The sequence below is a fragment of the Gordonia sp. N1V genome (genome assembly GCF_029269935.1).
In the GTDB taxonomy this organism is placed as follows: Bacteria; Actinomycetota; Actinomycetes; order Mycobacteriales; family Mycobacteriaceae; genus Gordonia; species Gordonia polyisoprenivorans.
The window spans coordinates 192,898-204,637 of record NZ_JARJDD010000008.1 but is presented as its reverse complement, the minus strand read 5'-3'; the positions used below and the strand labels follow the sequence as shown (position 1 = coordinate 204,637).

The 11,740-nt window shown below is 66.6% G+C and carries 11 protein-coding genes; 6 read left to right on the top strand and 5 right to left on the bottom strand.

The window, feature by feature from the left end; translation table 11 throughout:
* Positions 1 to 236: 236 nt before the first annotated feature.
* The 4 genes from P3L18_RS13135 (at position 237) to P3L18_RS13120 (ending at position 3,846) form a co-directional block, all read left to right on the top strand.
* The gene (locus P3L18_RS13135) at positions 237 to 1,340 is read left to right on the top strand and encodes an FAD-binding oxidoreductase (protein ID WP_276114292.1); all 1,104 of its coding nucleotides are present in this window, start codon (positions 237 to 239) and stop codon (positions 1,338 to 1,340) included.
* 5 nt (positions 1,341 to 1,345) lie between these two features.
* Entirely contained in the window at positions 1,346 to 2,566 is a 1,221-nt protein-coding gene (locus tag P3L18_RS13130; RefSeq protein WP_079931819.1) for an acyl-CoA desaturase, read from the top strand.
* A gap of 121 nt (positions 2,567 to 2,687) precedes the next feature.
* Positions 2,688 to 3,146 (top strand): hypothetical protein, encoded by a 459-nt coding sequence (locus tag P3L18_RS13125; protein ID WP_276114291.1) that lies wholly within the window; start codon positions 2,688 to 2,690, stop codon positions 3,144 to 3,146.
* A gap of 190 nt (positions 3,147 to 3,336) precedes the next feature.
* On the top strand, positions 3,337 to 3,846 hold the full coding sequence (locus P3L18_RS13120) for a DUF4395 domain-containing protein (RefSeq protein WP_208795138.1): 510 nt from the start codon (positions 3,337 to 3,339) through the stop codon (positions 3,844 to 3,846).
* 137 nt (positions 3,847 to 3,983) lie between these two features.
* Here the strand turns inward: P3L18_RS13120 and P3L18_RS13115 are convergent, their stop codons facing one another.
* The 5 genes from P3L18_RS13115 to P3L18_RS13095 form a co-directional block, all read right to left on the bottom strand.
* Complete coding sequence (locus tag P3L18_RS13115) at positions 3,984 to 4,931, bottom strand: Ppx/GppA phosphatase family protein (RefSeq protein ID WP_276114290.1); 948 nt, start codon at positions 4,929 to 4,931, stop codon at positions 3,984 to 3,986.
* Complete coding sequence (locus tag P3L18_RS13110) at positions 4,928 to 5,452, bottom strand: DUF501 domain-containing protein (protein ID WP_276114289.1); 525 nt, start codon at positions 5,450 to 5,452, stop codon at positions 4,928 to 4,930. The genes P3L18_RS13115 and P3L18_RS13110 overlap by 4 nt, the downstream gene beginning before the upstream one ends.
* 46 nt (positions 5,453 to 5,498) lie before the next feature.
* Positions 5,499 to 6,197 carry a septum formation initiator family protein gene (locus P3L18_RS13105; RefSeq protein ID WP_014359348.1) on the bottom strand — a complete coding sequence of 233 codons (699 nt, stop codon included), beginning with the start codon at positions 6,195 to 6,197 and terminating at the stop codon, positions 5,499 to 5,501.
* A 13-nt stretch (positions 6,198 to 6,210) separates the two neighbouring features.
* A complete protein-coding gene (eno, locus tag P3L18_RS13100; protein WP_014359347.1) occupies positions 6,211 to 7,494 on the bottom strand; it encodes a phosphopyruvate hydratase in 1,284 nt (427 codons plus the stop codon).
* Positions 7,495 to 7,615: 121 nt separating this feature from the next.
* Entirely contained in the window at positions 7,616 to 8,305 is a 690-nt protein-coding gene (locus P3L18_RS13095; protein ID WP_231387039.1) for a lytic murein transglycosylase, read from the bottom strand.
* Positions 8,306 to 8,788: 483 nt separating this feature from the next.
* On the opposite strand from P3L18_RS13095, the gene efeU reads away from it, so the two are divergent.
* Both efeU and efeO read left to right on the top strand, forming a co-directional pair.
* Positions 8,789 to 10,534 (top strand): iron uptake transporter permease EfeU, encoded by a 1,746-nt coding sequence (gene efeU / locus P3L18_RS13090; protein ID WP_276114288.1) that lies wholly within the window; start codon positions 8,789 to 8,791, stop codon positions 10,532 to 10,534.
* Positions 10,531 to 11,721, top strand: a complete 1,191-nt coding sequence (gene efeO / locus P3L18_RS13085; protein WP_006370930.1) for an iron uptake system protein EfeO — start codon at positions 10,531 to 10,533, stop codon at positions 11,719 to 11,721. The genes efeU and efeO overlap by 4 nt, the downstream gene beginning before the upstream one ends.
* The last annotated feature ends 19 nt before the right edge of the window (positions 11,722 to 11,740 follow it).

Here is an 11,740-nt window from a genome sequence, read left to right as displayed (position 1 = left end):
GGCAGAGTTCCTTCCTCCGGGTGTGTCCGACGCTACACCGCCACTTGAACCTGACCTCACCCTCATCATTGCTGCGCCCGCTTCGACGACCACTGTGTTGTCGATCACATCAGGTTGCGGGCTGTGACGCGATCACGGACCGCGTCAATCCCTTGACGGATCGGGCCGGAATCGTGCCACACTGTTCGGAGTACAGATGTTCACTCATCGGAGTGAGACGAACGGAGCCAGCCCCCATGAGCATCCGCCTTCCCGAAGTGTTCTCCTCGATCATCGAGGCGACCATGTCCCCGCATCCGGTCGACCGCTATCTCGAACTGGTCGACCCGATGCTGACCTGGCGTGACCTACGCGCCCGAGTGATCCGCGTCGAGCGTCCGACCGACCGAACGGTCCGGCTCACCCTCGCCCCCACGCGCCAGTGGCAAGGACACGAGGCAGGTCAATTCGTCCAGCTCAGCGTGGTGGTCGAGGGCGTGCGCCAGACCCGTTGCTTCTCCCCCGCCAACGCTGCCGCGGGACCCGAGGGCACCGTCGAGCTGACCATCACCGCACACGACGACGGACTGGTCTCGCGATACCTGCGCAAGACCGCCGCGGTCGGCGACGTCTACGGCCTCTCGCAGGCTGCAGGCGGCTTCGTCCTGCCCGCCGAGGGGGTACGTGCGCCGGTGTTCATCAGCGGCGGTAGTGGCATTACACCTGCACTCTCAATGCTGCGTACGCTCGTTGCGAATGGCTATGACGAGCCGGTCACCTTTGTCCACTACGCCCGGACACCGTCGGACCTCGCCTACCGCGCCGAACTGACCGCATTGGCCGCGGTCCATCCTCACCTGGACCTGCGACTCCACTACACCCGCGGTACCGAGGACGCCGGGATGGACGAGGGCGTCATCGGACATTTCACCGGCGAGCACCTCGAGGGCATCGCCGACCACGACGATGCGGACGTCTTCGTCTGTGGGCCGGCGACCCTGATGGACGCGGTCTTCGACCACTACGAGACCGCCCATCCGCACGCCCGTGTGCACAGCGAGGCCTTCACCCTCGCCGTGCCGGCGGCCATCGATCCCAATGAGCCCGTCCACGGTGAACTGAGCTTCACCGCCTCGGGCACCTCGGCGACCAACGACGGTCGCACGATCCTCGACCAGGCCGAGTCGGCGGGGCTGAGCCCCGAATCCGGCTGCCGGATGGGGATCTGCTTTTCCTGCACCGCAATCAAGAAGTCGGGCTGCACCCGCAACGTGCTGACCGGCGAGACCGATACCGAATCCGACACCCAGATCCAGCTGTGCATCAACGCACCCGTCGGCGACGTCGAAATCGAGGTATGACACCCATGGCAACCAACATCCTTCCCCCCGAAACCGAGACACCCGAGACCGAGACCGCCGCGCTGCCCGCGCTGCCCGCGCTGCCCGCGCTGCGCAAGGCTGCAGACCCCAACACCGTGCGGCTCTCCTACGCACAGGTCGAACAACTCGGCCGCGAGCTCGACGAGATCAAGGCCCGCGTGGTCGCCGATCTCGGTACCAAGGATCGCGAGTACCTGTACTCGATCATCCGTACGCAGCGTGGACTCGAATTCGCCGGGCGCGCACTGTTGTTCCTCGGGTTCTTCCCGCCCGCGTGGGTCGCCGGTGTCGGCGCCCTGTCGGTCTCGAAGATCCTCGACAACATGGAGATCGGCCACAACGTCATGCACGGCCAGTACGACTGGATGCGTGAGGACACCTACAACTCCCGCGAATTCGAGTGGGACAACGTGTGTCCAGCCGATCAGTGGAAGCACAGCCACAACTATCTGCACCACACCTTCACCAACATCCTCGGCGAGGATCGCGACATCGGTTACGGCATCCTGCGGATGGCACGTGATCAGAAGTGGAACCCCTACTATCTCGGCAACCTCGGCTACGCCACCGCGCTGATGCTGCTGTTCGAGTGGGGCGTGATGCTCCACGATCTCGAGGCGGAGAACATCGTCGCCGGCAAGCGCAAGTGGAGCGACATCAAAGGCCTCGTGAAGGGCATGTGGCGCAAGGCAAGCCGACAGGTTCTCAAGGACTACGTCGTCTTCCCCGCACTCAGTGGCCCGATGTTCGTGCCGACCCTGCTCGGCAACGCGACCGCCAACCTGGTGCGCAACGTGTGGGCGTACTCCATCATCTTCTGCGGCCACTTCCCCACCGGTGCACAGACTTTCACCGCCGAGGAATGCGCCGACGAGACACGTGGTCAGTGGTATCTGCGGCAGATGCTGGGCTCGGCCAACATCACCGGCAGCCAGCTGTTCCACATCATGAGTGGCAACCTGTCGCATCAGATCGAGCATCACCTCTTCCCCGACATCCCGGCCAGCCGGTATCCGGCGATGTCGGCCGAGGTACGCGAGGTGTGCGAGCGCTACGGTTTGCCGTACAACACCGGGTCGCTGAGCCATCAGCTCGGGTCGACGTGGAAGAAGATCGCCAAGCTGTCGCTGCCGAACTTCATGACCCGCGATGACGACGATCTGACGGTCATCATCGACCGACAGAAGCCGGCCGAGGTCGCCTGAGCAAGCCATCGCGTCGCCCCGAGACGGGCGGTATCGTCGGAATCACACCGTCGATGCCGCCCGTTCGGATTTGCCGTCCGCGCGCGTCACCATCCCGCACGACCCACCAAGGAGAATCCACGTGGTCGATCGCATCGAACGCAACAAGGATCTGATCCAGGAGCTGGTGGAGTCCACCGCCAACCATGTCGGCCAGATCGCCACCATCATCACCAGCGCCGTGGCCGGTGTGGCCCGGGAGATCGGTGAGATCGTCACCGACGGCTTCGAGATGCGGGAGGCGGCGCAACGCGCCAAGGCGGACGAGGCGCACCACGTCATCGACGCCGAACTCGCCGACGACCACGACGAGGGCGCTCTCGATGCCGAGGACTCCGTCGACGCTCCCGCGATCGAAGAGTCGGCAACGTCGGACCGAGGGCCGCTCAACCTCGAAGGGTCGTTCGAGGCACCGGTGGTGCCGCAGGATCTCGACGAGTCAGATCCGGACTCCGGTGCCGATGACCGTCACGCCGACGACATCGATGGCGCGACTCTCGAGGGCACCATGGAGGCTCCGGTCGCACCCGTCGAGGAGTGACCGACAGCGCCCGTCATATCGCCGACAGCGCCTCCAGTACGCCGACAGCGCCCGTCAGCTCGCCCACAGCGCCCTCCAGTACGCCGACAGCGCCCGCACGCCTCGGTTTCATTCGCTGTGAGCCCAACCCGTGACCCCGGACGGTCCGTCGCGTAGCTTCGTCCTGTTGAGGACGTCAGAGGAGGATCTTGTGTCGGTGCGTTCGGTGTTCACCTTCCCCAACCCGGTGAATGATTACGCGGCGCGATCCACCGCGGGTCTGGTGGTGGCTCTCGCAATCGTGGCAGTCGTCGTCAATCACTGGGCGCTCTACGCGGTGCTGGCGATCGGATTCGCGCTGCGCGTCGCATCCGGGCCCAAGCTGTCGCCGTTCGGCCAACTCTCGGTGCGGGTCATCGCCCCTAAGATCTGGCGCAAGACCAAGCTCGTCCCCGGACCCCCGAAGCGGTTCGCCCAGGGCATCGGACTGGCCTTCAGCACCACCGCGCTCGTGCTGAGCCTCCTCGGTTACGGTCTCGCGGCCCAGATCGTGGTCGGCGTCCTGATCGTCGCTGCCACACTGGAATTCGCGCTCGGCTTCTGCCTGGGTTGTGTGGTCTTCGGCTTCTTGCAGCGCAACGGGATCATTCCCGACACCGTCTGCGAGGCCTGCAACAACATCTCTTTGCGCAACCCGGATCTGGCGAACACCTCTCGGTGATCTGACCCAGGCGCCGTCGACGACATAGCGGGCGCTGTCGGCGAACTGACGAGCGCTGTCGGCGAACTGACGAGCGCTGTCGGCGGACTGACGAGCGCCGTCGACGACATTACGGGCGCCGTCGGCGAGGTGCCGGGCTAGTCGAGCAAACCCAGCGCGATGCCGTCGAGGATGTCGTGCTCGCTGACGACGAGTTCGGTGATCCCGGCACGCTGCGCCAATTGGTGGGCCAGTTCCATCGTCACCAGTGATCCGCCGCCGATGACGTCGACGCGACCCGGGTGCATCGGACCGAGCGCCGCACGCTCGGCACGCGTCATGCCGACCAGTTCTCGGCACACGGAGTCGAGATCGTCGCGCCCCACCCGGGACAGGTGAATGGCGTCGGAATCGTATTCTGCGAGACCGAGATGCAGTGCCGACAGCGTTGTCAGGGTTCCCGCCACCCCAACCCAGGTGCGCGCGGACGAGACGTCGACGACAGCGAACGCCTCGGCGAGTCGCTCCGCGATGAACCCCTGCGCGGCGGCGACCTCCTCGGCGGTGGGCGGGTCGGAGGGCAGTGCGCGTTCGGTGACGCGCACGCAGCCGACGTCGGCGGAGAAGCCCGCGGTGACACCGTCGGCATCCCCAACGACAACCTCCGTCGAGCCGCCACCGAGGTCGGTCACCACGAACGGCCCCTGATCGGCGGGCAGTTCTCCCACGGCCCCGCGGAATGACAGTTGCGCTTCCTCGTCGCCGGTGATGACCTCGGCAACCGCCCCGGGCACCACGGACCCGAGCAACTCCGCGGTCATCGCGAAGAACCGGTCCCGGTTGGCGGCGTCGCGGGTGGCCGACGTCGCGACCATCCGCACCTTCTCCACGCCGGCCCCGACCATCACCTCGACGTAGTCGGCGAGGGCCACGCGGGTGCGCTCGATAGCCTCGTCGGCGAACTGCCCCGTCGCATCCACGCCCTGACCGAGACGAACCACCCGCATCTCCCGGTGGATGTCGGTCAGCGGTGTCGTCTCCCCGGGCTTCGCGACCAGCAGCCGAATCGAGTTCGTACCGCAGTCGACCGCGGCGACCACACTCATCCGACATCTCCGTTCTCGTCGATGGACGCCGACGGCCAGTCGGCCGGAATGGCGGTCCCACGCAACCCGGCCTGCGCGGCCAGAGCCACCGACTCGTCACCGAGCGGATTCACCCCCGGCCCCTTGGCCAACGAATGCGCGATCAGCACATGCAGACACTTGACCCGGTCGGGCATCCCGCCGCCGGTGAAATCCGTTCCGAGAGACTCGATCTCATCGCGCTCGGACAGATAGGACTCGTGCGCGGCGCGATAGGCGTCAGCCAGCTGTTCGTCGGTCGCCAGCCGCGCGGTCATGTCCTTCATGACACCGGCCGATTCCTGCCGACTCGCCTCCGACGTCAAGCGTGGATCGGTCAGGTAGTACAGCGTGGGGAACGGTGTGCCGTCGGGTAACCGTGGCCGGGTCTTGATGACGGCCGGAATACCGTCGGGGGTGCGGTAACTGACCTCGATCACCCCGCGTGGCTCGCGGCCGAGTTGGGCGGTGACAACCGCCAGATCGTCGGAGGAGATGCTCACGAGTGGTCACAGTAGCCGCCGAGGGGCGACGGAGAGAAAACGCCGGTCACCGACCGTCGGGAGGCGTGGCCACCGATTCCCACAGGTTGCTGTACCAGGGGTTGGCCGCATGCTTCTGCGCGGCCTGTTCGGCGGCCTGCTTGTCGGCGTCACCCGGGTACATCATCACCAGTCCGGTCTCACCCGGGCGCACCATGCCCAACCGCTCGCGCGCCTGAGCCTCCTTGTATGCCGGGTCGCCCTGCTCGTTGACCTTCTTCTGGTAGTAGGTCTCCTGGTTGCGCAGCTGCTCGTTGGAGGCGACGACCTGGTTGTACTCCGAGCGGCCCTGGTAGTAGTTGCGCAGCGACGGCGCCAGGGCGATGGCGACGACACCGATCACCAGCGCCATGATCACCGCACGTTTGGCGTCGAGACCGCGCACGCGCGCCGTGACGGAATCGGCGATGGTGGGGCGACGACGCGGCGTACGACTCCCCCGCGACGACGCCCGTCGGGGCGCGTCGTCGGAGGTTGCGTCGACGGGACTTGCGTCGGCGCCGATCTCGTCGACCAGGTCGACGTCGTCGCGATGGATCTCCTGTTCCCCGGTCTCGATCACCGAGACCGGGGTACGACGCGACGACGACGCGGAGCGACGAGGGGCACGGCGGGCGCGTTCGGCAGAACGCGGATCCCTGGTGGATCGCTTCGCCCGCCGACGCCCGTCGCGCTCGGAGTTGAAACGCCCATCGGCATCGGCCATGGGCCCTAGCTAATCACGAACCGAACGAGAACCGTGGGAAGGCAAGGTCTCCGGCGTAGCGTGCCGCGTCGCCGAGGCCCTCTTCGATACGCAGCAGCTGGTTGTACTTGGCGACACGCTCGCTACGGGCCGGTGCACCGGTCTTGATCTGGCCGCAGCCGCAGGCCACGGCGAGATCGGCGATGGTGGTGTCCTCGGTCTCACCGGACCGGTGGCTCATCATCGTCTTGTAGCTGTTGTTGTGCGCCAGCGTGACGGCATCGAGGGTTTCGGTGAGGCTGCCGATCTGGTTCACCTTGACCAGCAGCGCGTTGGCGATGCCCTTGGAGATGCCCTCTTCGAGCCGCTCGGGGTTGGTGACGAACAGATCGTCGCCGACGAGCTGCACGCGGTCACCGATGGCCTCGGTGAGCTTGGCCCAACCGTCCCAGTCGTCCTCGGCCAGACCGTCCTCGATGGAGACGATCGGGAAGTCGGTGATGAGCTTCTCGTAGAACGGCACCATCTCGTCGGACGAGAAGTCCTTGCCCTCGAGCTTGTACACACCGTCCGAGAAGAACTCGGTCGACGCGGCGTCGAGCGCAATCACCACATCACGGCCGAAACCGTAGCCGGCCTTCTCGACGGCCTCGCCGATGACCGCGATCGCGGCCTCGGTGTTGGGCAGATCGGGAGCGAAACCACCCTCGTCGCCGAGCGCGGTGTTCAAACCCTGCTTGTGCAGGACCGACTTGAGCGCGTGGTACACCTCGGCGCCGCAGCGCAGCGCCTCCTTGAAGGTCGGGGCACCGACCGGCGCGATCATGAATTCCTGGAAATCGATGCCGTTGTCGGCGTGCTCACCGCCGTTGATGATGTTCATCATCGGCACGGGCAGGATGTGCGCGTTGGGACCGCCGACGTAGCGGAACAGCGGCAGCCCGGCCGATTCGGCAGCGCCCTTGGCCACCGCGAGCGAGACACCGAGGATGGCGTTGGCCCCGAGCCGGCCCTTGTCCGGAGTGCCGTCGCAGTCGAGGAGCGCCTGGTCGACGAGGCGCTGTTCCTCGGCGTCGATACCGATGACCGCGGGGGCCAACTCACCGAGAACGCTCTCGACGGCCTTGGTGACGCCCTTGCCGTTGTAGCGATCGCCACCGTCGCGCAGCTCCACCGCCTCGTGTTCGCCGGTCGATGCACCCGACGGAACCGCGGCCCGGGTGAAGGTGCCGTCGTCGAGCAGCACCTCGACCTCGACAGTGGGATTACCGCGCGAGTCGAGAATTTCACGAGCGCCCACCTGTTCGATGATTGCCACGCTGCGCCCCTTTCGATGGACGGGTCGGCGTCTTCTTGAGCGCCGACGGGTACGCGACAAAGCCTAGGGCATGGGAATGGAATCTTCCGCGAGAGTCACCCGGGCGGAACTGACCCCGGCGTCAGTAGCGGACGTTGACGGAGTAGGCGTTGGCGTGATCGCGGACATCGATGACGTAGGCCATCGAGTTGTTGTAGACCTTGACCGCCTTCTCCCAGCCGGCCGCTGTGGTCATGTCCCCGCCGGAGGACACACACAGATAGCGGGCCGCCGAGAGCGCCGCATCGTCGATGTTGTCCGGGTCGGCCTTGCCGTCACCGTTGGCGTCGACGCCGTAGCGCTCCCAGGTCTGCGGGATGAATTGGAAGGGCCCCATCGCACGGTCGTGGGTGGGGTCACCGTCGAGCCGGCCGTGGTCGGTGTCGGGGATCTCCATGTTGCCGCGGGTGCCGTCGAGCGGCACTCCCCGAATCGGTGGCGACACATCACCATTGGCGGCGACATGCGCTCCCCGGTAGGTGCCGTGTTTGCTTTCCACACCGGCGATGCCGGCGAGGGTCGTCCACGCGAGCCCGCACTCGGGATGCTGTTGGCGTTGGATCTCGGCGGCGTTGCCGTACGCCTCGAGGGAGATCAACGGAATGCCGGTGCCCTCGGCGATGGGGCGAGCCCAGCCGGCCATGGCGTCGGCGGTCCGGCCCGGCTGGTCGATGTCGATGTAGGGCTGCTGAGCGCCGGGCGCGGGCGGAATGCCCTCGGGAATGTCGGGTCGGTTCAGTGAACCGATGTCGAGACAACTCGTCAGGGTCATCGATCCGACGACCGCAGCGATCGCGACAACGATCAGCGCGCGATACCGACGCACGCCCCTACCCGCTAGCACCCTGACTACCTCTCCTGCGTGTGGACCACGCGTGTTGCCCTTCGTCGTCGGCCCCTCGATGACCACACGAACAGCGATGACCGCACGAACGACACAGGGTTGCACATCATCGACGCCGGACTCCACTCGTCGACGCGTCGGAGCCCGACATTGTTCTCAACTCCACCCAAGCGTGTCCGGTTCCCGAGGAAAGGGCATACTATCGTCGGTTAGCCTCACCAACACTGCGTCGCACGGCGCGGAACCCGGTGTGCACTGGAGAAGAAAGCCGCATATGGAGCTGGTGGCGGGCACGGCGCCCTCGCAGTTCACGGTCGACGACCGTGATGTCGCCACCCGCCCAGAGGCCACGGAATCGGGCATTCCCGGCTTTGTGCCGGGTCGTCCGCATCGCCCGAAGCGGGGGCAACAATGCTCGCAACCCTGATCATCGGCCTGCGCGAAGGCCTCGAAGCGGCCCTGATCGTCGGCATCATCGCCGCATTCCTGCGCCGCCAGCAGCGCAGCGACGCCCTGCGCTGGATGTGGATCGGCGTGATCGTGGCGGTCCTCATCTGCGTCGGTGTGGCGATCGGGTTGGAGGTGCTTTCCCGCGATCTGCCCCAACAGCAGCAGGAAGCGTTGGAGACGGTGATCGGCGCCATCGCGGTCGCGATGGTCACCTACATGATCGTCTGGATGCGTGAGCATTCCCGAGACCTCAAGGGGGACTTGGAATCCGCCGCATCCGATGCGATGGCCAACGGGTCGGCGTTCGCCTTCGTGCTGATGGCGTTCCTGGCGGTGCTGCGCGAAGGGCTCGAGACCGCCGTCTTCCTCGTGGCGGCGTTCAATGCCAGCGGCAACGCGGTGCCCTCGGCGGCCGGCGCGATCCTCGGTATCGCCATCGCGGTGGCACTGGGATACGGCATCTACCGCGGTGGGGTCCACATCAACCTCGCCCGCTTCTTCAAGATCACCGGCTTGTTGTTGGTGCTCGTCGCCGCCGGACTGGTGATGACGGCCCTGCACACCGCCCACGAGGCCGGATGGCTCGACGTCGGACAACAGCAGGTCGTCGACCTGAGCTGGCTGGTGCGGCCCGGCTCGGTGCAGTCCTCGCTGCTGACCGGCGTGCTCGGGCTACAACCCAAACCGGTCCTCATCGAGGTCCTCGGCTGGCTGATCTACGTGCTGGTGGTGGGCACGATCGTCCTGTGGCCGGCCGGGCGCGCGTTCCCGCGGCGACTCGCCGCGATCGTCGCGGGCGCCTGCGCCGCGATGCTGGCGATCGCCGCGCTCGTGGTGTTGCTCACCGCACCGGCCACGCCCGCCCTGCCGTCGTCGACGCTGGCGACACGAGCCACCGGGGCCCCGACCACCAGCGGCATCCTGTCCGGCACGACGGTGCAGGTACCCGCGGACGTCTCGGTGTCGGTGTCGAAGGCCGGCGCCGACTCCGCGACCGGTGTGCTGTCCAGCGGCGCCGTCACGACCCCCCTCGAACGACTGTCCGGGGGTGAGACGACCACCTTCGGCAGCCTGTCCGCGCCGACCTTCGACCAGGTCGTCACCCCGAACCTGCCGATCACCGCCTTGGTACCGGGCGCTCCGACGCGGGTGAGCGTCGCCCAGATCGTTACCGGCAACGGCGGACGTCTGCCGGTGGGTCTGGACACCCGACGGTTCGGCGAGTCGGCACCGGTGGTCTACGTCGTCAGCGCCACGGTCACCGTCTCGGTCGATCCGTATTTCGACCGTCCGCTCGCCGCCGATGTGCGCTACGCGATCACCGCGACGGCCACCCCGGAACAGGGTTCTGCGGTCGTGCTCGGCAAGGTCGCCACGTTCGAGACCGGGCATCAGCCCACCGCCGCCGATCTCACCGCACTCGGGGCCGCGAATGATCAGCGCAATCGCCATCATTCGCGCGGTGTGACGGTTCCGCTGACCCTCGCCGTCATCGCCGCGGTACTGGTGGTGGTCGCAGCATTACTCGCGATGGCGTCGCGCCGTCGACCGACCCCATCGACCCGACCAACCCCATCGACACCGCCGGCCCCGGTGTCCGGTGGCGGTGACCCGGCCACATCGGAGCCCTCGGGACCCGACGTGACCCCGGATGTGGACCCGGCCGCCGTGGTGGCGCCGCCCGAGAAAAAGGAGAGAACCCGATGAGGGCTTCCAGACTGGTCGCCGTGTCGGCGACCGCCGTGGCCATCGTAGGTGTGGCCGCCTGCAGCAGCAGCGACGACGGCGATTCGTCGAGTGCGACGAAGACCGTCACCGTCGAGATGACCAACGACGGCTGCAAGGTCACCCCCGACAAGGTCGACGCCGGGCCGATCACCTTCGAGATCAAGAACACCAACGCGGCAGCGGTCAGCGAGGTCGAGCTGTTGCAGGACGGCAAGATCCTCGCCGAACGCGAGAACATCGCGCCGGGTATGGCGGCAACGTCGTTCTCGCACAAGCTCGATGGTGGCACCTATGAGCTGTACTGCCCGGGCGCGACCAACGAGAAGACCACCTTCACCGTCACCGGTACGGCCACCAAGGCCACCGGTAGCGTCGCCGACCAGCTCAACGCGGCCGCGGCCGAGTACAAGCAGTACGTCATAACCCAGGTGAACAGTCTGACCACCGCGACCCAAACCCTCGTAGACGCGGTCAACGCCGGTGATGTCGCCGCCGCCAAGGACGCCTACATCAAGGCCCGCCCGTACTACGAGCGCATCGAGCCGATCGCCGGATCCTTCTGTGCCAACGGCGCTTCGGACTGCTCAACCGACAACGCGGTGAACCTCGACGTCGCCATCGACGCCCGCCCGGACGCCCTGGGGCCCGGTGACACCTGGCAGGGCTTCCACGTCATCGAGAAGCAACTGTGGGAAGCCGGCAACCTCGATGGGATGAAGCCGGTGGCGGCCACCCTCCTGACGAACGTCAAGGATCTGCAGCGCCTGGTCAACGAGCCCTCGTTCACCGTCAAGCCCGCCGACATCATCAACGGTGCCGGTGACCTCCTCGACGAGGTGTCCACCAGCAAGCTGACCGGCGAGGAAGAGGCCTACTCGCATATCGACTTCGTCGACATGCAGGCCAACATCGAGGGCAGCCAGCAGGCGTTCGCCATCGTCAAGCCCGCCCTCAACGAGATCGATCCGCAGTTGACGACGACGATCCAGCAGGCCTTCGACCGAGTCGACTCGCTGATCGACAGCTTCCGGGATCCGAACGGGCCCGGCGGATTCAAGCCGTTCAACGACGTGACCGAACAGCAGAAGCGGGACATGGCCGCGGCCATCATCGCGGTCAAGGACCCGCTGTCGCAGGCCGGCGGAAAGATCGCCGCCGCCAGCTGACGGCACCGTCCTCGCACCG

Excerpts from the sequence above, each read along its gene's own strand:
- P3L18_RS13135 (WP_276114292.1), top strand. The coding sequence starts at position 237 with ATGAGCATCCGCCTTCCCGAAGTGTTCTCCTCGATCATCGAGGCGACC.
- P3L18_RS13130 (WP_079931819.1), top strand. The coding sequence starts at position 1,346 with ATGGCAACCAACATCCTTCCCCCCGAAACCGAGACACCCGAGACCGAG.
- P3L18_RS13115 (WP_276114290.1), bottom strand. The coding sequence starts at position 4,931 with ATGAGTGTGGTCGCCGCGGTCGACTGCGGTACGAACTCGATTCGGCTG.
- P3L18_RS13105 (WP_014359348.1), bottom strand. The coding sequence starts at position 6,197 with ATGGCCGATGCCGATGGGCGTTTCAACTCCGAGCGCGACGGGCGTCGG.
- P3L18_RS13095 (WP_231387039.1), bottom strand. The coding sequence starts at position 8,305 with ATGACCCTGACGAGTTGTCTCGACATCGGTTCACTGAACCGACCCGAC.
- efeU (WP_276114288.1), top strand. The coding sequence starts at position 8,789 with ATGCTCGCAACCCTGATCATCGGCCTGCGCGAAGGCCTCGAAGCGGCC.
- efeO (WP_006370930.1), top strand. The coding sequence starts at position 10,531 with ATGAGGGCTTCCAGACTGGTCGCCGTGTCGGCGACCGCCGTGGCCATC.